This window comes from Methylomicrobium album BG8 (genome assembly GCF_000214275.2).
GTDB classification, from domain to species: Bacteria; Pseudomonadota; Gammaproteobacteria; order Methylococcales; family Methylomonadaceae; genus Methylomicrobium; species Methylomicrobium agile.
Genome location: NZ_CM001475.1, coordinates 1,434,591 through 1,457,666, shown reverse-complemented (window position 1 = coordinate 1,457,666; position 23,076 = coordinate 1,434,591). Strand labels below are relative to the sequence as shown.

Below are 23,076 nucleotides of genomic sequence, written 5' to 3'. Positions count from 1 at the left end.
ACCGCATAATCAAGCGCCATATTTATAAAATTATCATAAGCATACAGCCTATAATAAAAATCCATATAGCAGACGAAAAAATAAAACATAACTGCTTCTTACTAAATTAATCCAAAAAAGGTGGAATATCGGCTTGACTTATAAATCTTTCAACCAACTGTATGCTAGGTTTAGCGTCTTCAATTTCCATGAACGATCTTTGCATTGCCTTTATTCGTTCTATAAACTTGGGATTAGTCGTTACTTCTTCTATGAGCGCTTGCAATTCTTTGGAGGTAATTGTTTTAAAATTACCTTTAAGTCCCAGGCCATGATAAATAACTCTGGCAACATTACCAGGTTGATCAAACCATAATGGAAAAACTATCATTGGAACGCCAAAAAATATACATTCCTTAATAGAATTAGGTCCGCCATGAGTAATCATTAATGAGGCTTTTTTTAACAATTCCAGCTGTGGGGCACGATTGACAATAATCACATTAGAACAGGCATACTTAAAATCATCGATGCTCAAGTTATTACCAATCGAGAGTACCCAATTCCATTCAGGCCATTTAGTTGATGCCTTTATAACTGTATGAAAAAATTTTTCATAATCAGATTTAGCCATCAAAGAAAGAGTTCCTAACGCCACATATACTATAGGCTGCGAGTCATCAATTTTTTCCCAAGGAAAAGATGGTTGTTCTCTATTTAAATCAATTGATGCTTCAGCATAATATCGCCCTTTTTTTTTCGCACTCGGAAAATCAAATACACGCGGAAAAAGCACCAACTCAGGCAATTTCAATTGAAAACCCGGCATATCTGTCCAAAAATCAATATCTTTGTGCGAATAGTCGCAATAATTAGAAATTTTTCTTAATTTATCAGGCGATATTAAATCAAGCCCATTACGAACCCGATATTTTTCATGCCATATCTTCTTTATTCTATAAATAAACCATACCGAAACTGTTTTTATTGAAGACCACAGCGAGCCATCTGAAACCAAATCGGTATGTATTGGTGGTACGGTATGATTACACCCGCCTAATACATCAAAAACATATATGACTTTCAGCTTAAGTTTATGAAAGAACAATGCCCATACAACAGAATCAGATAAGGACGTTGATACAAGAATTAAATCCGGTTTTAATTTTTTAATCGCAACATTTAACTCCTCATCACCGCCTGCAATCAAATAATCAAGAAACTCATTAAACCTGAGTGTATGACTTCTGGTTTCCGATAAGTTGCTCGTATCCGAAGACTGCAATTTCAAATAAACGCCTTCAAAACATCCTTTTGGAAACCATTCCTCATAAATAGACACAAATTCAAAACCATTGGCGCATATCAAAGGCTTACAATCAGTAATGCCTATATAAGTTATTCGGTGACCGCGTAATTTTAATTCTCTAGCCAATCGTAAACTTGAATTAATAGTACTCACTATAGGAGGAAAACAAAATACAATATTAGCCATATATACATATAAATTAAATATCACATTAATCAGAAGATAGAATAATAACTACCCACTCATACTTCACCCAACAACTTTTTCAATTTTTTATTTCCGGCCCGCTTCAAGCGGCTTGATACCGTGTTTCTTCGCAACTGCTTTACGTTTTTGCAGCCAGCGGATGACACCGGTCACATAAAGCACTAAAGGCACTAATCCTGATATAAAAATAATAAACTGCCCGGTAAAACCGAAAGCTTCGCCGCTGTGTAACGGATAAAGCCATTCTACAAATATGTCGCCCGCAGTACGGCTGCCGCGCTCCCGCTCATGAATGATTTCTCCGCTGTATTGGTCAATCCAAAGGCGCCGGTAAGGCGACCTTTGATTAATCTCATCGATTGCTGGTTTACCCACTTGATAAACACCTTGATCATCTTTGGGAAAACCGATCCATCGATATTCCCCGTCGGGGAAACGCGCATCGGTGATGCGTGTGACCTGGGCAAGATCAATCGGTATTTTAGCCCCCGTTGGTACAACGCTCCGGTATATCGGGTAAGGTTCTATTACCGGTGAAAATACACTTATCAACCCCCGACCATAGTCCGGGAAGATCAGGTATACGCCGGACAGTATCAACAATAAAAGTACGGCCGAACTATAAAAACCGAATGTTTTGTGCAAATCAAAGTTGAGCCGTTCAGGACTGGCGTTACTCTTAATCATCAACGCTTTTCTGAACTTCCCCTGACCGGGCCACCATAAAATCAAACCGGTTAACATTGAAAACAATAAAGCCAGACCGATAAAACCCATAAGAGTCATTCCCACCGATCCTACAGCCAAGCTATAGTGCAAACGAAGAACCACATCCATTAACGGTCCTCGCCAGCCTCGCTCAAAATCAACTTTGAGACGCTGGCCGGTAATCCCGCCGGTGTAGGGATTGATGAATATCTGATGGCTTTCAAGACGATCCGTATTCGGAGAAGGCTGTTGAAACCACAGCTCAAAAGCCAACCCTGAATGCCTGGGAAAACCCAAGCTGATCGCTTTGCCATTGGCTGGCAATGCTTTCAAGCCCGATGCAACAAGAGCATCCAGCGGTAAATAGCTTTTATTCTCCTTATCGACCGGAACAGTCATCAGCTTGGTATTGAGTAGCTCATCCAACGGAACTTCAAAAGCCAACAAGCTACCGGTGAGGCCGGTCAATACGAATACCGCTCCGGCTAGCAAGCCAAGGTACAGATGTACCTTGAGCCAGATTTTACGACGGGATTTAAGCGCAACAGCCATAACAATCATTTAACCAAAAGGCATAAATGTTGGGTTGCCCAAAGACGGCAACCCAACAACCTTCGCTACTACACAGCTACACACTCAAAACTCGACCCGAATCGAACCCATGAAGCTACGCGGAGTACCGGGCATAATGCCTTGAGTTCTGCTGTTTGCGGCACTGTCGTAATACGATTTATCCAACAAATTGTTCACGTTAAGCTGTGTCGAAAGTTTTGTGCGCCCCACTTTCCAGCTGTAACCGGCCATCAAGTTGGCTGTAGCGTAGCCCGGCAGTTGGAAGCTGTTGGCATTGTCGCCTTGCCGCTGGTCGCGCACGATCAATCCTGCGCCGAATATGAGTCCGCGCAAATCGCCCGCTTGAAACTCATAGGTATTCCATAAACTGGCGCTGTTTCTGGGTACATTCCACAAGCTTTTGCCCTGATTGCCTTGAGTTACGGCGCCGTTAACGAGTGCTATGTCCTTGGTAATCTCTGAGTCTATATAGGAGTAACTTCCGATAAGCTTCCAGCCAGGCAGCAGCTCTCCGGCAAGATCCAATTCGATCCCTTGATTACGAACTTCGCCGACAGACTGTGAAAAACCCAGAGCCGCTCTAGCCGGGTTAGGATCGGTGACGGCAATGTTCTGCTTGGTGATGTCATACCAGGCGAGCGTACCGGTGAAGCGTTTGTCGAACAGCTCGGTCTTGATTCCCGCTTCCCATTGCTGGGCGGTAGTCGGTGGCAAGGAACTTCCATCAGCATTTTGGCCATTGGCAATCCCAAAGTTTTCCACATAATTACCATAGAGGCTTAGCTCTGGAATGGGCTGGTACAAGATACCAAAACGCGGATTCACGGCTTCCTGCTGAAGAAGCGTATTCGTAGATTGAACAAAGGGGTTTCCAAAATTAAAATTCAAGTCACTCCAATTGGATTTTCTAACCGTGTCATATCTAAATCCTGCGAGCAGATGGACATGATAGGGCAGCTCGATCGAATCCTGGGCATAGAAACCGCCCCATTCTTCTATGAAATTTGAGGAACCGGAAAGATTAGGGTTGCTCAGCAGATCGGCATTTACACCGGTATGAACCGGGTTGTAGGCGTCAATAGGCTGACTGAATGCCCATGCAAAGTCGGAATGGTGTTGCAAGCGCTGATAGTCGCCGCCGATCAGAACGGAATGATTCAGCCCCCAAGTACTGAACTTCCCGTTGAGGTCCAGCGTGGTGTAATAATTCTGGTCATCCCGTTGATCGGCAAATGTTATGCGATTCACAGAGCAGGAGGCGACCGTACAATTTTGCGGATCCGGGCCTTGGCCGTATACAGAAGGACCGCCGTCGGCTTTGGGCAGGAAGATGGCATCGAAGCGATGGCTCAGAGTCCAATTGTCATTGAAAGCGTGCGACCAGTCGAAGCCGACAATAAAAGTTTCACTCTCGGACTGTGTGCCCGCCTCGCCCAAGTTACGCTCACGCGGCACGTCTACAGGACGAGTGCCCACGGCAAAGAGCCCGGTATCGAAAGGGTCTTTACTGTGCTGGTATTCCATATGGAAATTCGCCTTGGTTTTATCGCTGATATTCCATTGAACGGTTGGCGCAAAAAACACCCGGTCATTGTCGATGAATTCTCGAAAAGAACCGCCGTTTTCATAAGCGAGGTTGACGCGATAGAGCAAGGATCCATCTTCAGTGACCGGGCCTGCAGCATCTGCCGTAGTGCGATAGAAGTCGAAAGAACCGAACTGCTGCTGCAACGAATAATAAGGCGTCGCCAGAGGCTTCTTGGTGACAATATTAACCATTCCGCCGGGCTCCATTCGTCCATAGAGGATGGAGGCAGGCCCTTTGAGCACTTCTATCCGTTCAACGTTGGCCATCTCTCGAGGTCCATTCACCACAAAGCTCCCGTTAAATCGTCCGCCATCCCGGTAAAAATCGGTGGTCTGGAACCCACGAATGGTGGTGAAACTCTGCCCGCCGCCGATGCCGCCCGCGCTACGGCTCGGCTGAACGCCACTGACGTTTTCCAAAGCCTGATCCAAACGTACCGACTGCTGATCCTGCATCACTTGCTTGGATATTACCTTCACTGAAAAAGGTGTTTCCATAATCGGCGTATCGGTTTTGGTCGCAGTAACGGCATTGGTGATTTTATAGTCCTGGTTATCAGGATCATTCACATCCAGAACCGACTCGCCTACCACGGTCATCGTTTTTAACGTAGTCATACCTGTTTGCGGCGCTGAATCACTTTCTTTCGCCGCCAACGCAATCGCATCGTTACCTGTATGACGATAAGAAATGCCGGAACCGGCTAAAAGTTTTTGTAGGGCTTGATCGGCTGTGTAACTGCCGGATAGTTGCTCGGACTTAATATCTTTAACTAAAGCCGCCGGATAGCTCAATTGGTTACCGGTTATTTCCGAAAAGGCAACCAATGAAGCAGCCATATTCTGGCCTGGAATATTAAATTTAAAGACTTTTGAATTTCCACCGGTTTCTGTGTATCCGGGAATCGAATGTAATATCGTTAAGATAAAAAAAACGCTAAAAGAACAGACCTTGATTTTTTGAGATAACCGAATTGCAGCCCCATCATCAGAAAGCGGCTCTCGTCTCCGCATAACCAGCGATTTACAGCTAGGAGCAATAGTGTGCATCATATTTCTCTCGTCATGAATATTATGTAAGAACGATTTATTTTTATGTTCAGGACGGAGACGAGCAAACGTAAGTATTACCTCACATTATTCTGCATTCCGCCATAAATATCTCGCCTAAGTGGAGACAACTATGTTGCATGGTTAACCTCGTCAATCGACGACATTGTGTACCGTTTGTGCTCCCTGCCCGGTTCCGGTAATTCATAATGGCGTCTGACTATTTTTCAATATTTCGCCAAGATTGTTATGCAGTTGCTGATTCTTGATAATATCCATATGGTTAGATTCAATTTCTTCATTAATGACGATGCCGGTAGAATATAAGTGCCAATCCTCAGGTATCCGGCCATATCTTTTTAAAGTATCACTTGCCCACCATGCGTAAATTGGCGCTTTTATAAAACCCCATTGATGCGCGTTGATCAATCTGAGCGAGTTTTCGGCAACGATAAATTGCAGTTTCATCAAAGAGACAGGCAAGTTGCGATGCAGGCAACCCTGCTTGGAAGCCCATAAGATGACCTGCTCCAACTGCTCGTCGAGGGGCAGAGTTGAAAGAAAAATTTGAAATTCTTCCCGCGTATCGTCATCTATTTGCTCAAATGCCTTAAGCTCATCAGGATTCAGATAACGCGCGTAACGCATCAGCAAGCCTGCATCTTCGTCTGCTTGGACAAATGACTTGATCTGGGTATCCAAAAGGCCGACAAACGCCACATTATGGCCCCGGCTTTCTAATATTTGAGCAATAATCAGGGCGATAGCGCCACCCATCGACCAGCCCAGCAGATAATACGGACCTTCGGATTGATGTCGTAGGATGGCCTGAACATAATACTCGGCGGCATCAACAAACGACTCGTACTGTCTTGTAGGATTAAGCAATAAACTGCGCGAATCTATGCCGTAAACCGGTTGTTGATGATTCATTGCTTGAGCCAAGGTCTTATATTCAAAAATATAACCCCCCGGATCGATGCAGTAAAGCGGTGGGCGCGTTCCGGAACTTTTCAATGCAACCAAAGGCGATAATACGGTAGTAGCTTCATCGGCCAATCGTTTAGCGAATTCTTCAATGGTCGGCGCCTGGAACAAAGCAACCAAATCCAAATTACCTCCCAGTACCGACTGAATGGTGTGAGCCAGCTTCACAGCCAGTAAAGAGTTCCCGCCTAATTCAAAAAAATTATCTTCCACCCCAATCTTTTCAATATTTAACAGCTCAGCCCAAATGCTCGTCAAAATTTCCTCAATGGCGGTGCGTGGCGCGACATAGTGCTTTTGTTCGCAAAAATTTGGCGCTGGCAGCGCTTTACGATCGAGCTTGCCGTTGGGAGTGAGCGGGAAAGCGGACAAACTGACAAAAGCACTGGGTATCATATAATCCGCCAAGCCTGTAGCGAGCTGGGCGCGTAAATCCGCAACGGCCAATTCAATGCCTTCGTGTGCAATCAAGTACGCAACCAGCCGTTTATCCTCAGGATTATCTTCACGGACAATAACGATCGCTTCGCGCACCCCGCTACAAGCCGTAAGATGCGCTTCAATCTCACCCAACTCAATACGGAAACCGCGGATCTTGACCTGAAAATCGTTTCGGCCGATGTATTCGATATTACCGTCGGGTAGCCAGCGACCTAAATCGCCGGTTTTATAAAGACGGGCATTACTCTCGGCATTCGTACCGAAACTATCCCGGATAAAGCGTTCCGCGGTTAATCCGGGTTGATTCAAATAGCCCCTGGCAACGCCCGCACCACCGATATAAATTTCACCGGATACACGCAACGGCACGGGTTGCAGTTGGGCATCGAGAATATAAATCTGCGTGTTGCCGATAGGCCGGCCAACGGACTCGCATGGATATGATTCAGTTCGTTCGGCGTCTATTAATCGGCAAGTGGACCAAACGGTCGTTTCCGTTGGTCCATACATATTCCACAGCTCGCCGACACGCGCCTTTAACTGTGTTGACAGATCAAGAGTCAATGCTTCGCCTCCGCAAAGCGCTTTAAGCCCGCTTGCGCCTTGCCAGCCGCCGCTTAACAATAACCTCCATGTCGCCGGAGTGGCTTGCATGATAGTAATCCCGGCCTGAGCTATCGTTTGTTGTAAAAATACCGGATCAGCCGCATTAGCGCGGCTGGCAAGAATTACTTTTGCGCCGTTAATCAGCGGAAGAAACAGTTCCAAACCTGCAATATCAAACGATAGCGTGGTGACCGCCAATAACGAGTCCGAGCAGGTCATTCCAGGAACTTTGGACATCGCGCATAAAAAGTTCACCATATTCCCGTGCGCTACCATGACCCCTTTGGGTTGGCCTGTTGAACCGGAGGTATAGATGATATAGGCCAGATGGCTGGACATTAATCCGAGCATTTGCGGATCAGGATTGCCAGCCGGTTGTTCGGCGAACAGTGCCAAAGCATCCAATAGCACGACGGGAACCGCTAAATTCATTAGGCTTTTTTGTACGCCGCTTTGCGACAAGATGGCTACGGGCTTACTGTCGCCGAGCATGTAAGCTAAACGTTCACAGGGATAGCTGGGGTCCAGCGGAATATAAGCCGCACCCGATTTAAGAATACCCAATAAACCTATCACCATATCCAAACCGCGTTCCGCACAAATCGCTACCCGATCATCAGGGCGTATGCCCAATGCCAGCAAATGGTGAGCAACCTGATTACCCCTCCGGTTGAGATCCTTGTAAGTTAAGCTTTCATCTTCAAAAACCACAGCGATGGCATCGGGTGTTTTTTCAACTTGCCGTTCAAATAATTGCTGAATCAGGCAGTCATCGGAGTAATCCATTGCCGTAGCATTGAACTCTATCAGGATTTGTTGCCGTTCCGCCTTAGTCAGCAACGGCAATTCAGACAAACGCCCATCAGGGTTATCGACGATACCTTGTAACAATATCAGATAGTGTTCCGCCAGCCGGGCAATCGTGTCATAGTCAAACAAGTCGGTGTTATATTCGATTATGCCGTTTAATAACCCGGACTTTTGTTCATGAATGTGTAAGGTCAGGTCAAACTTGGCAATGCAGCTTTCTTTCTCTACCGCGCTAATGCCCAGGCCTGACAATTCCGGCGAATGCCGAACCGCGTTTTGCAATGTGAACATCACCTGAAATAACGGGCTATGACTCATATTGCGTTCCGGCTGTAAAACCTCGACCAACTGTTCAAAGGGTAAATCCTGATGATTCTGGGCCTCCAGAACAGTACGTCGAACCCGGCTTAACAAATCTATAAACGACGGACCGCCAGACAAATCGGTACGCAGCACGAGCGTGTTAACAAAAAAACCGATCAAACCTTCGAGTTCCAGACGATTGCGATTCGCTACGGGTGTGCCGATACATAAATCCTGTTGATGGCTATAACGGAATAACAAGACATTAAACGCCGCCAACAAGGTCATGAATAGCGTCGCATCGTGGCTGCGATTTAAAGCATAAATCTGTTTAGCCAGCTCAAACGGTATGCTAAAGCGGTAATTTGCACCCCGATAGCTCATGACCGGAGGCCTGGGACGGTCGGTAGGCAATTCGATAGCAGTTGGAGCGGCATGCAATTGTTTTCGCCAATAGTCTATTTGCCGTTGCAATACGTCGCCGACCAACCACTGCCGCTGCCAGTAAGCAAAATCGGCATATTGGATAGCTAACTCGGCTAGCGGAGACACCTTGCCCTCGCTGAATACCTGATAAAGCGCGACTAATTCGCGCATCAATATCTCTGACGACCAGCCGTCTGAGACGATATGGTGCAGTGTTATTAACAGGATATGTTCCTGCTTGTTCGAATCATTAAACAACTCGATTAACAGCGCACGCAACAAAGGCCCGGTTGATAGAACAAACGGTTTTTCAGCCTCCAGACGGCTCAAATTCAGCAAAGCCAACGGGCGTGCCTGATCAGGTAAACCGGTTAAATCCACACAGGCAAGCGGAAGCTTAAACTGTTCCGTAATCACCTGCTCGGCTTGTCCGTTTACGCCAATGAAAATGGTGCGCAAACTTTGATGCCGCCGGATAATTTCATTCAGGCTTTGCTCCAACGCAGCGGTATTCAACTTGCCGTTTAGCCGCAGAGCAAGCGGCACATTGTAAAAAGCATTGTTTGGCGCTAATTGATCAAGAAACCATAGGCGTTGCTGAGCATAGGACAGAGCAATTGAATCCGTTCCGGGAGCCGGTTTTATCGATATTTCGTTATATTTTCCGGCTTGCGAGAGGACTTCAATTAATTCATTTTTTCTGACCCTAAGATGGTTTTTAATTTGATCGGTCAGCACATTCCGGGGCGCCTTACATTTTAACGCGCCATCCTCAACATAAAGATGAACATTCAAAGCGCGCAAATCAGCGAGCAATTCCGTCAACATCATAATTCGATGTCCTCGTACTCGATTTGATCTTCCGGCAAAACCGGATGATTCCCAACCCACAAAACCAGATCGACTTTTTCCGCTATTTTTTCAATGGTGCCGGCTTCAAACAACGCCTTAAGAGGTAGTTCGACATTAAACTTCCGGCACACTCTGGAAACCAACTGAGTCGCCAGTAACGAGTGTCCGCCTAAGTCGAAAAAATTATCCCTCACGCCCACTCGTTCCAAGTCCAGCACTTCGGCCCAAATACCGGCCAGAACTTTCTCTGTTTCCGTACGCGGCTCGACATATTGTTTTTGCAGTTGCTCACAATAATCCGGAGCGGGTAAAGCCTTGCGGTCCAACTTACCGTTCGCGCTTAGCGGCATCCGGTCAAGAAAAACGAACGCATTCGGCAACATATAATCCGGCAACGTTGCTTTGAGATGGTCGCGCAATGTATCCAGCTCCGGCGAACCGTCCGGATTGCCGACTAGATAGGCTATTAGCTGCTTATTTCCCGAGTTATCTTCGCGAACCAGTGCAACGGCTTCATGTACATCGCAATGTTCCAAAAGCCGCGCTTCGATCTCGCCCAATTCGATCCTGAAGCCCCTGATTTTGACTTGATGATCCAATCGGCCCAGGAATTCGAGGTTACCGTCGGCGCGGTAACGCGCCAAATCGCCAGTCCTATATAACCGGCCGCCGTCACTCGCGAACGGGTCGGGCATGAACTTTTCGGCCGTCAAACCGGGGCGGTTCAAATACCCCCTGACGATACCCGAGCCGCCGATATAAAGTTCGCCGGCAACGCCGACCGGAACCGGCGACAACGTAGAATCCAATAAGTAAATCCTGACATTGCCAATGGGCCGGCCTATCGATACCGGCCTGTCCGTATCCTCCATGCCGACCGGGTAAACGCTGCACCAGACCGTGCCTTCGGTCGGACCGTATTCGTTGTACAAACGCGCATTGGGCAAAACGGCGAAATGCTGTTTGACCACCTCGCTCGTGCAAGCTTCTCCGGCCACGATAACGCTATTCAAAGCTTGCAGTTGAGCCGGAGCCTGCGTCAGCAATGCACTGTACAGCGACGGCAGCGCCAATACATGCGAAATCCGGTATCGGTCGATTAAACCGGCCAACGCGGTCGGGTCTTTCGCCTCGTCGCGCTCGGGCAGGCACAAACAGCCGCCCTGCCCCAAAGTCCAGAATATCCCGGCCACCGAACTGTCGAACGCAAACGAAGACAATAGTAAAAATGCCCGCACCGGTTCCTGGTAATTGGCGAATCTTGCGGTCGTCGAATGCACCGCGTTACGGTGCGTAACCGCGACAGCCTTGGGCTTGCCGGTAGAACCCGAGGTGTAAATGATATAAGCCGTATTCAACGGATCATGTCGTCCGTCGGGATTGGCGTCGCCAAAACGCTCGATTGCCGGCCAGTCGCGATCCAGGCAAACCGTATCGGCCGAGCAATCCGGCAATTTGTCCAGCAGCCGCTGACGGGTCAGCACCAATGGCATGCCGGCATCTTCGATCATATAAGCGATGCGCTCTTCGGGATAATCGGGGTCCAGCGGCACATAGGCGCTGCCGGCTTTCAATATGCCCAGCAGGCCAACCAGCATTTCCGGCGAACGATCGATGCACAGCCCTATCAATGCTTCAGGCCCGGCGCCGCATTGCCGCAGATAATGCGCCAGCCGGTTAGCCTGGGCGTTGAGTTCGGCATAGCTCAAAGTCCGGCCGGCGCATGCTACGGCCGCCGCATCGGGCGTTTTTTCAGACTGCCGTTCAAACAAGCGGTGCAGACCGTCGTGCTGCGGAAAATCGGCGCCGGTACGGTTCCAATCGGCGACGATCCGTTGGATTTCGGCCGGCGTCAACAGCGGCAAGCCGCTTATGCGCTGCCGATCGTCGGCGATCATGGCGGCTAGCAGTGTTTGCAAATGCCCGGCCCAGCGCTGGATCGTCGCCGCGTCGAATAAATCGGACGCATATTCCAGGTTGCCGGTTATCGTATCGCCGGTTTCCGTTAGCGACAGCGTCAGATCGAACTGCGTGGTCTCAGTCGGCCTGATGACCGGCGACAAACTCAGCCCCGGCAACGCTACCGCATCGGCCTTGGGCGTATTGTTCAACGCCAACATGACCTGAAACACCGGGCTGTGGCTCATGCTGCGTACCGGTTTGACGGCCTCCACCACTTGCTCGAAAGGCAAATCCTGGTGCGCGTAGGCGCTCAAGGTCGCGGCTTTAACATGCTCCAGCAATTGCGCGACGCTGGGATCGCCGTCCAAAGTCACGCGCAACGCCAAGGTATTGACGAAAAAGCCGATCAGCGCTTCGACTTCGGCGTGTTGCCGGTTTGCGACCGGCGTGCCTATCGCCAGGTCGCGCTGCCCGCTAAGCCGCGCGATCAGCACCGACCAGCCGCACAACAGCGTCATAAACAAAGTGCAGCCGTAGCGCCGGCTTAATTGACGCAGCCCTGCGCTCAAGTCGGCCGGTAATTCCAGCTCGACGCTGCCGCCGACATAACTTTGCATCGGCGGCCTGGGCCGGTCGGCCGGCAATTCCAACAACGCCGGCGCGCCGGCAAGATAACGCCGCCAAAAATCGGCTTGCAGATCCAGAATTTCACCTTGCAGCCATTGCCGTTGCCAAACCGCGTAATCGGCATATTGAACCGGCAGTTGCGGCAGTGGATCGGGCAAGCCCCGGCTGAAAGCGGCATAGAGTGAGCAAAGCTCTTGCACGAACAGCCCGACCGACCAGCCGTCGGAAATAATGTGATGCTGGGTAATCAGCAGCAGATGTTCATCGCCGGCCAACTGCAACAACCGACCCCGTATCAACGGACCAGCCGACAGATCGAACGGTTGATCGGCTTCCTCGGTGCCAATCCGCTCGGCGGCGGTTGTTTGGCTGTCGGCCGACAGAGCCCGCAAATCGTGTTCCAACAGCGCAAAGCCGGATTCTTGCGGGGCAATAACTTGCATCGGCTGGCCGTCGATGCCGACAAAACAGGTACGCAAGCTTTCATGGCGGGCGACGATACGGTCGAGCGACGCGCGCAAGGCGTCCCGGTCCAGCCGGCCTTGCAGGCGCACACCGATAGAGACGTGATAAGCCTTTCCGGCCGTCGGATCGAGCTGATCGATAAACCACAAGCGCTGCTGCGCCCAGGACAACGGCAACAGATGGCTGCGGTCGGCGGCCTCAATAGGCGGTAACGATTGTCCGGTGCGGCTGACAAGACAGGCCAGGGCGGCCGGCGTCGGTTGCGCGAAAAAATCGCCCAACGCTATGTCGGCATCGAGCGTCTGCCGCAAGCGCGCAATCAGTTGCACGGCAAGCAAGGAATGACCGCCCAACGCAAAAAAATCGTCGTGCCGCCCCACTCGATCTATGCCCAACAAGGTTTGCCAAATGCCGGCAATCGCTGTTTCCAGCGAGCCTTGCGGTGCTTCGTAAGACCGCAAGATCAATGCGTTGGCATCGGGCGCCGGCAATGCCTGCCGGTCCAGTTTGCCGTTGGCGGTCAACGGCAGGCTAGGCAGCGTCACGAACGCGCTCGGCACCATGTAATCCGGCAAGTTGACCGCCAGCCGTTCCCGCAACTTGGCCACCACCGGCTCTACACCGGCAACCGCGACCAGGTAGGCCACCAATCTCTTATCGCCCGGCCTGTCCTCGCGGGCGATGACAACCGCCTCGCGCACGCCGGGACATTGGGTCAGCCTGGCTTCGATTTCGCCCAACTCGATCCGGAAACCGCGGATCTTGACCTGGAAGTCGTTGCGCCCCAGGTATTCGATGCTGCCGTCCGGCAACCAGCGCCCCAAGTCGCCGGTTTTATACAAACGGGCTTCGGCATCGGGACTAAACGGGTCGCGCACGAAGCGTTCCGCGGTCAGCTCGGGCCGGTTCAAATAGCCGCGGGCGACGCCGATGCCGCCGATATGGATTTCGCCGGCCACGCCCAAGGGTACCGGTTGCTGCCCAGCGTCGAGAATATAAATCTGGATGTTGGCGATCGGCCGTCCTATCGGCACGATGCCGTCATGCAAACCGGCATCACAACGCCAGGCGGTCACATCTATTGCCGCCTCGGTCGGGCCGTATAGATTATGCAGTTCAATGTCCGGCCATTGTTCGATGAATTTTTGTTGCAGTGCATAAGGCAAGGCTTCGCCGCTGCATAACACGCGGCGCAAGCCGAGGCAGCGTTGTTTGCCAATCCGATCCAAGAATACCTGCAACATCGACGGCACGAAATGCATCGTGGTAATGCCGGCCGCTTCCACGCAGTCGGCAAGATATTGCGGGTCTTGATGGCCTTTCGGGCGCGCCATGACCAGACGGGCGCCCGCCAACAGCGGCAGGAAGAACTCCCAGACCGAGACGTCGAAACTGAACGGCGTTTTTTGCAACACCCGGTCGTCGGCTGCCAACCGGTATTCGTCTTGCGCCCACAGCAGCCGGTTAACGACGCCGTCATGCTGGTTCATCACGCCTTTGGGCAAGCCGGTCGAACCCGAGGTATAAATCACGTAGGCCAGATTGCGCGCAGTCAAGCCCAGCTTGACGGGATCGGGATTGTGTTCGGGCTGTTGTTGCCAAGGGCCGGCCGCATCGTCCAGCACGACCAGCGGCACCGACGCTTCCGGCAGGCTGGACAGCAGGCTGCGCTGACTTAACAACGCTACGGGCGTGCAATTGTCGAGCATATAGGCCAGCCGCTCGGCCGGATAATCCGGGTCCAACGGCACATAAGCGGCGCCGGCCTTAAGAATGGCGAACAAGCCGACGACCATGTCCAGGCTGCGTTCCGCACAAATCGCGACCCGGTCGTCGGGCCGGATGCTCAGTCCCGACAAATAATGCGCCAGCCGGTTGGCCCGAACGTTGAGTTCCCGGTAGCTCAACGCCGTCTCCTCGAACTGCACCGCAACCGCATCCGGCGTTTGTTCCACTTGCCGTTCAAACAACTGGTGGATCAGGCAATCATGCGGATAAGCCGCGCTTGCGCCGTTAAAATCGAGCAGCAATTGCCGGCGCTCAGGCCCCGATAATAAATTGCATTGATCGTGATACGCATCCGGCTCTTCGGCCATAGAGGTCAACGCCGCAACGTAATAGCCAAGTATCCGCCCGATATGCTCGGACGGCACACGGGACGAAGCCAGCGCCAGCTCTATGCCCCGGCCGGCGGTATAACTGCAATTGACCGCCAGCGCAAAGCCGGTGTCCTCGAAACCGCCGGCGTCGATCGCTCCGATGCCGTCAGCGTCTTTCAATTGTTCGTAGACGTGAAAATTGATGTAGTTAAAAATGACTTCGTAAAACGGCACGCGCCCATGATCCAGATAGAGCTGGAAATAGGGATATTGCCGGTGTTCCATGACCGAGAGTTCCGCGCTGAACGTTTCGCGTATCAGCTCGGACCAACTCGTGTGGCGCAGTTTCTGCCGGAACGGCAGCGTATTCAAGAACAATCCCAACACTTTTTCACCGTCCGCCTGCTCCGGCCGGACATTGCAGACCAGTCCGGTCGTGACGTCGGTTTTGCCGGACACCATGCCCACCACCCGGACATGCGCGGCCAGCAGCAGCGTGCGCATCGGCACTTGCAAACCGGCCGCCAGCCGTTGCAGGCCGGCGCAGACTTTATCGTCAATCCGGGCAACCTGCCGGCTCGGCCCGGCGTCCGGTTCTGACCCGTTATTCGCGCAAGGCAACGCGCAGAAAACGTATTCGTCCAGGTATTCGCGCCAAAATGCTTGATGCGCCTGGTATTGCAAAGCCTGCCGCTCTAGTATGACGGTGGCTTTCGGCGTCAGCGACAGCGGCGCCAGTTCCAGCGTTTTGCGGCCGGAACGTACCAGCTCCGCGTATGCCTTGAACGCCTCGGTTTGCAACGACGCCACGCTCCAGCCGTCCAGAATCGCGTGATGGAAACTCAAGCTGAATTGAACGGTTTTCTCCGCTCTTAGATGAATAAAAACACGCAGCAACGGCGGCTCGTCCAGCGTAAAAACGGTTTTTCTTTCGCGTTCGATAAACTCTTCAACGATACGATTTTGGGCCTGGGCATCGGCATCTTTGATATCGGCGACAATCAGCGGTATCGGCGCCGTTGCATGGACCAGTTGCATAGGCTCGCCGTAGCGGTGCAAATCAAAACCTGTCCGTAGCACCGGATGCTTGCGTGACAGCGCATCCAAAACAACGCGCAACGCATCCTCGTCCCAGTCCGGCACGGTCAGCAGCGTGCTGAAAACATCGTGATACAGGCCTTGCTGCCCGGACAGTTGGTTGTGGTACACCATGCCCATTTGCAGCTGCGTCACCGGATAGGCGTCTTCGACGCCGGCCGGCAATTCGGGCCGGGCAACATCCGGCTCAGGATGGGTATGTACGGGCGCGCTATTGAAGGCAATCGCTTTAGCCAAATCGGCGATGGTTTGGTGTTTAAAAATGTCGATGACCGCGAGCGCAAGGCCCACGCTTTTGGCTTTGGCGACAACGCTAATGCAGCGTATCGAATCGCCGCCGATGGCAAAAAAATTGTCGTTGACGCCGACTTTGTCCAGTTGCAGCACGTCGGCCCAGATTTTAGCCAGCACGGCTTCGATTTCGTTGCCCGGCGCTTGGTATTCTTGGGCCGCATAAGCGCCGCTTTCCGGCAACGGCAACGCTTGCCGGTCCAGTTTGCCGTTGGCGGTCAACGGCAGGCCAGTCAACATTACGAACGCGCTCGGCAACATATAATCCGGCAAATTGGCCGCCAGCCGTTCCCGCAACTCGGCCGCCACCGGCTCTACACCGGCATCCGCGACCAGGTAGGCCACCAATCTCTTATCGCCCGGCCTGTCCTCGCGGGCGATGACAACCGCCTCGCGCACGCCGGGACATTGGATCAGCCTGGCTTCGATTTCGCCCAACTCGATCCGGAAACCGCGGATTTTGACCTGGAAATCGTTGCGCCCCAAGTATTCGATGCTGCCGTCCGGCAGCCAGCGCCCCAAATCGCCGGTTTTATACAAGCGGGCTTCAACATCCGGGCTGAACGGGTCGCGCACGAAACGCTCGGAGGTCAATTCGGGCCGGTTCAGATAGCCGCGGGCGACGCCGGCCCCGCCGATGTAAATTTCGCCGGCCACGCCGATGGGCACCGGTTGCAGCCGGTCGTCGAGAATATAAAAACGCAAATCGGAAAGGGGCTTGCCGATTACGCTGCCCACCGCAGCGCGGATATCCGTGTCGGTCAGCGGAAAATAAGTGGCGTGCACGGTGATTTCGGTGATGCCGTACATATTAATCAGTTGGGTTTGCTCCAGGCTGTTGCGTTCCAACCACGGCAGCAAGGTATGAAACTCCAGCGCCTCGCCGCCGAAAATCACCGCGCGCAGGCTATGCGGTTCGTCGCTGCCGTTGTACGCGGCAATCAATTGCCGGAAGGCGCTGGGCGTTTGATTCAGCACCGTGACGCGCTCGCGGCACAGTAACCGGTAAAACGCGTCCGGCGAACGCGAAATGTCATAAGGCACGACGACCAGTCGGCCGCCGTACAGCAACGCGCCCCAAAGCTCCCAAACGGAAAAATCGAACGCAAACGAATGAAACAGCGTCCATACGTCGCCGGAACCGAAACGAAACCAACGATCGGTTGCGGTGAATAAGCGCGTTACATTGCCGTGCTCGACCATCACGCCTTTGGGCAAGCCGGTCGAACCCGACGTGTAAATCACATACGCCAGGTTTTTCGCGCTTAGTCCAAGCCTTGCCGAATCGGGGTTGCCTTTGTCATGACCGGCCATGTCCATATCCAACAACACAATGGGCAAGTCTTGATGCGGCAGCTTGTCCTGCAACGCGGACTGGGTCAGCAGCGCGACCGGCGCACTGTCGCTGAGCATGTGCAGCAATCGATCGTGCGGATAATCGGGGTCCAACGGCACGTAAGCGCCGCCGGCTTTAAGGATGCCCAACAAGCCGGCCACCATGTCCAGGCTGCGTTCCACGCAAATCGCGACCCGGTCGTCCGGGCGTACGCCCAGCGCCAATAATCGGTGCGCAATCCGATTGGCGCTACGATTCAGTTCGGTATAAGTCAGCGTGTCACTTTTGTATACAACGGCGATTGCATCCGGCGTTTGCTCTGCTTGCCGCTCGAACAGGCGGTGTATCAAACCGTCGGCTATAGCCTCGGTTGCCGGAACATGATCGCCATCATCGGTGTTGAATTCGACCAATAATTGGCGCAACTCGTTTGCCGGCAGGATGTTCAAGGTTTCGATGGGCTGTGTAGGCTGCACGGCCAACATATCGGCCAGCCCGGCAATGGCTGTCTCAAGATAGGCGGCAATACGGCCCGGATCGATGCCGGCCGCGCATTGCACCGTCAGGCTGAAGCCTTGGCCCAGATCGTTAACGGACACAGAGATCGGATAGTTGGTACGTTCCTCACTGCTGACCACACGCATGCCTTCCCACTCGAGCGCGGCGTCGCTATGCCGGTAATTCAGCAACGTCGTAAACAACGGCGTTCCGGTCGGCACCGCGCTGCAACGTTGGGCCAGCGCAAGCGGCCCCTGTTCGTGCTCAAGCAATTCGGTCAAGTTCCGGTAAGTATCGCCGACGGCCCGGCGCGCGTCGACACCGGTCAAATCAATCCGTATCGGCAAGGTGTTGATGAACATGCCCAACGCCTGGTGCGCTCCGGCCGAACCGTGCAGCCTGCCCAACAACACAGTACCGAACACGACGTCGCGGCGTCCGGTGCAACGCGCCAGCACCTGCGCCCAGGAAACATGGAACAGCACGGCGGCGGTGACGCCTTGTTGCCGTGCGCTGTTGCGGATACGCCGCGCCAGCTCGTCGTCCAACAATAAAGTCGCTTCGATTATTTGGCCGCCGTTGCCCTGAATATCGACGATGCCGAACGGAGCGGTCGCTTCGTCGACCGCACCGAGCCGGCGCCGAAAATAGGCTTCGTGCTCGGCCGGGGACACGGCCAACGCTTGAGCGATGAAATGCCGGTACGGCACGGGCGGCGGCAATCGATCGCCCTGCCCTTGCAACAGCATCCGGATTTCGGCCAAGGTCAACGCCAGCGTGATGTGGTCGCAAACCACGTGGTGGTTGAGCAATGCCAGCAACCATTGCTTGCCTTGCGGATCAGCGGCAATACAGGCTTTAAACAGCGGAGCCCGCTGCAAATCCAGGCGCATAAAGCGCGGATCGGTTTTGGCATACAGTTGTTGCAGCGCATCGCTGCCGGGAACCGGCCCGATTGCCTCGACCGGCAGCTTCGCGGTTCGATGCACGACTTGCACCGGCTGCGCCAAGCCTTCCCAATGCACCGAGCTGCGCAATACGTCGTGGCGGTCGATCACGGCTTGCAGCGCGTCCAGAAAAGCGTCCAGCCGTTCACGGCTATCGAAAGCGAGCACCGAACGCAATAAATAAGCGTCGCCTTCGCCCTCCAGCAAATGATGGAACAGTATGCCTTCCTGCATCGGCGCCAGCGGATAAATATCCTGGATGTTGGCCTCGCCTTCAGGCACGCGGCTCGCAATCAGGTCGATCTCATCCTGGCTGAGACTGATTAATGGCAAGCTGCCTCCGAGCGCCGCCAATAAAGCCTGCTTATGCGATTTCAGCAATGCCAGCGTTTCGGCATCGACGACGCCATGCTCCGCTCGAACCACCAGTTCCCCGTTATCCGAAGCAATCGCTATATTTTTTTGTTTCAGGTAAGCGAGCAGCTGTTGCGTGGTCATAAACGGAATTCCTCGATGGTGTTGTGAGTTAAAGGCTGGGAAAAATGGTCCGGCATCGGATTGGGGAGCTCATCAGCATCCGCTCGATTACCGGCGTTGCTGATGGCCTCGGCCATGCCGGCTACGGTAGGCGATGCGAAAATCATCCGCATGTCGACGGTATAGCCCTGCCGGCGCAGCGGTTCGATCAAGCCGACCAGCATCAATGAATGTCCGCCCATTTCGAAAAAATTATCGTGCCGCCCGACTTGCGCAACGCCGAGCAAATCCTGCCAAATCCCGGCGACAGCCGTTTCCACGGGGCCTTGCGGCTCCTCGTAAACTCTGCTGGCAACGAGCGCCGCGTCGGGCGCGGGCAATGCCTTGCGGTCCAATTTGCCGTTGGCCGACAGCGGCAACGCGGGCAGTGTTACGAACGATGCAGGCACCATGTAATCGGCCAGAGTAGCCAGCAGCAGGGCTCGCAGTTCGGCAGCTTGCACCGTCGCACCGTCCGATACGACCAAATAGGCGACCAGGCGTTTGTCGCCCGGCTGGTCTTCTCTTGCCAGCACGACCGCTTCCTTGATGTCCGGGTGTTCCAACAGCCGCGCCTCGATTTCGCCCAGCTCGATCCTGAAGCCTCTGATTTTGACTTGATGGTCGATCCGCCCCAGGTAGTCGATATTGCCGTCGGCACGATAGCTCGCCAGGTCGCCGGTTTTATACAACCGGCTGCCCGCTAATCCGTAAGGGTTGGGGATGAATTTTTCCGCCGTCAGGCCGGGACGGTTCAAGTAGCACCGGCCCAGGCCGATGCCGCCGATATGAAGTTCGCCCGGCACGCCGACGGGCACCGGGTTAAGCCGGCGATCCAGAATATATAGCTCGATATTGGCGATGGGCCGACCGATAGGAATTGCCGCAGCCGGATCGTCCGGCAGGCATTCCCAATAGCTGACGTCTACCGACGCTTCGGTAGGTCCGTAAAGATTATGCAATGCGGCCGGCAATTTTTGCCGGAAACGCGCGGCCAAGTCGGCCGGCAACGCTTCGCCGCTGCATATCACGTGTTTTAGCGAAACACAGGTCTCTACGCCCGGTGTATCGACAAACGCCTGCAACATCGACGGTACAAAGTGTATCGTCGTGACTTGGTGCTGCCTGACGGTATCGATCAGCGCCTGGCTGTTTTTATGCTCGCCCGGCATGGCGACGACCAGCTTCGCTCCGGTCATCAGCGGCCAGAAAAACTCCCAGACAGAAACGTCGAAACTGTACGGCGTTTTTTGCAACACGCAATCGCCGGCAGCCAAGCGGTATTGCTGCTGCATCCATTGCAGCCGATTGAGTATGCCCCGGTGCGGCACGCCGGCGCCTTTGGGTTGTCCGGTCGAACCGGAGGTGTATATGCAATAAGCCAGGTTTTCCGGTCTCAGGACAATATCCGGGTTGGCGTCGATGCCGTCCGCCAGTTGCTGCCAGTCGCGATCCAGGCACAATACGGCAGCCGTTTCGAAACTGTGTTTCTCCAGCAAAGCCGCGTGGGTCAGTACCACCGGCGGCTTAATATCGGCCAACATGAACGCCAGCCTGGCCGCCGGATAATCGGGGTCCAGAGGCAGATAAGCGGCTCCGGCTTTTAGAATGCCGAGCAGGCCGATCACCATTTCCGGCGAGCGCTGCATGCAGAGGCCGACCAGCACGTCAGGCCCGACTCGTTCGGCTAACAAATGATGCGCCAATTGGTTGGCCCTGGCGTTCAATTCCGCGTAAGTCAGCACCTGTTCCTGGAAAACCAGCGCTACGGCATCCGGCGTTTTTTCTACTTGCGCTTCGAATAATTGGTGAATAAACCTATTCTTGGGATAGTCGGTTTCGGTCGCGTTCCAGTCGAACAAAATGCGCCGGTTTTCTTCCGGCGTCAGTATTTGCAAATCGGCAACGGCAACGCTGTCGGAACTGCCGGCGATGCTTTCCAGCAATTGCTCCCAATGCCCTGCCATGCCCGCGATAGTGCCGGCGTCGAACAAATCGCTGCTGTAGTTAAAACTGCAACGCAACGCATTTTTCGATCTTTTTACCGTCAACGTCAGGTCGAACTTGGCAGCCCCTATTTCGGCATCGGCCATTTCGACGCTAAGCCCCGGAACGTCCAACACCTCCATCGCTTCATTCTGGTACACCAGCATCGCCTGGAACAACAGCGTGCGATTCAACGCCCGGTCCGTTCCCAATTCCTCGACCAAGCGCTCGAAAGGCAAATCCTGGTTGTTTTGCGCCTCCAGCAAATGCCGGTTGACGCCGGCCAGCAGTTCGGCAAATGTCGGATCGCCGGATAAATCGGTTCTCAGCACCAAGGTATTGACGAAAAAGCCGATCAGGCTTTCGATTTCCCTGTGGTTACGGTTGGCGACCGGATAGCCGACGCAAATGTCGCTTTGCCCGGTATATCGCGACAACAGGATATTGAATGCCGCCATCATTAACGCAAACAACGTCGTACCGGCCTGACGGCTCAACCCGGTTAACGCCGCCGAAACATCTTGCCCCAACATCCACTCATGCTCCGCGCCGCGATACGACATCAGCGCCGGCCGGGTCCGGCCGGCAGGCAATTCCAATGCCGCCGGCGCGCTCGCCAGGTGCTGCCGCCAATAGGCGATTTGCCGGTCGTACATTTCGCCTTGCAAACGCTTGCGCTGCCACACGGCAAAATCGGCGTATTGCACCGGCAATTCGGGCATGGTTAGCGGAACGCCGTTACTAAAATCGCGGTAACAAACGCCAATTTCCTTGATCAGCAGGCGCAACGACCACTCGTCGGCAACAATGTGATGCAAGGTCGCCAGCAACACATGCCGCCGGTCGTCCAGCTTGAGCAGCACAGCACGCAATAGCGGCGTTTGCCCCAGATCGAAAACGCCTCGCGCTTCCTGCCGAGCCAGCGTTTGGACGACGTATGGCTGGCGCGTCCCGTCCAGCGCCGATAAATCGACCAAACCGACCGGAACTGCCGTTGCTGCATCGATGACTTGCCGAACTTCGCCGTCGACGATTTTGAACGAAGTCCTCAACGCTTCATGGCGGCTGACGACCGCATTCAAGGCCTGCGCCAATACCGGCACATTCAGATTGCCTTGCAATAGCACCGTGCCTGCCATGTTATAGAACGGATTTTCAGGCTCCATTTGTGCCAGAAACCACAGCCTTTCCTGTGCGAACGACAGCGGGCATGGTGAAAAATCCGGACGCCTGGCGATAGCATGGCTGGCGGAAGCCGGTTTTTGCTTGAGCCGCTGCAACAGCAGCGCTTGTTTTTCTTTGGACAGGCCGGCGATTCGGTCGATAGGATTAGGCATGTTTTAAAAAATCCTGATGGGCTAGTGCGGCAAAAAAGTGCAAAGACTGGAGTGTCAGTTTTGTCTACAGGATCGTAGGTCAGGAGCGGAAGCTTTCCCTAAAGCATCTACCGTTGGTGCCTGCACTCCTGACGGC

Annotated in this window: 6 protein-coding genes; all 6 read right to left on the bottom strand. The window is 53.3% G+C overall.

Translation table 11 applies throughout. The annotated features are described in order from the left end of the window. Window positions 1-106: 106 nt before the first annotated feature. Window positions 107-1,414 (bottom strand): glycosyltransferase, encoded by a 1,308-nt coding sequence (locus METAL_RS06275; protein ID WP_245549482.1) that lies wholly within the window; start codon window positions 1,412-1,414, stop codon window positions 107-109. Window positions 1,415-1,561: 147 nt separating this feature from the next. Next, the gene (locus tag METAL_RS06270; protein WP_005370700.1) at window positions 1,562-2,755 is read right to left on the bottom strand and encodes a PepSY-associated TM helix domain-containing protein; all 1,194 of its coding nucleotides are present in this window, start codon (window positions 2,753-2,755) and stop codon (window positions 1,562-1,564) included. 84 nt (window positions 2,756-2,839) lie between these two features. Continuing rightward, complete coding sequence (locus METAL_RS06265; protein ID WP_040578300.1) at window positions 2,840-5,416, bottom strand: TonB-dependent siderophore receptor; 2,577 nt, start codon at window positions 5,414-5,416, stop codon at window positions 2,840-2,842. 201 nt (window positions 5,417-5,617) lie between these two features. Beyond that, entirely contained in the window at window positions 5,618-9,817 is a 4,200-nt protein-coding gene (locus METAL_RS06260) for a non-ribosomal peptide synthetase (protein WP_005370697.1), read from the bottom strand. Beyond that, window positions 9,814-19,599, bottom strand: coding sequence for a non-ribosomal peptide synthetase (locus METAL_RS06255; protein ID WP_005370690.1), 9,786 nt, complete (start codon window positions 19,597-19,599; stop codon window positions 9,814-9,816). The genes METAL_RS06260 and METAL_RS06255 overlap by 4 nt, the downstream gene beginning before the upstream one ends. Next, complete coding sequence (locus tag METAL_RS06250) at window positions 19,596-22,940, bottom strand: non-ribosomal peptide synthetase (RefSeq protein ID WP_005370688.1); 3,345 nt, start codon at window positions 22,938-22,940, stop codon at window positions 19,596-19,598. The genes METAL_RS06255 and METAL_RS06250 overlap by 4 nt, the downstream gene beginning before the upstream one ends. Between the last annotated feature and the right edge of the window lie 136 nt (window positions 22,941-23,076).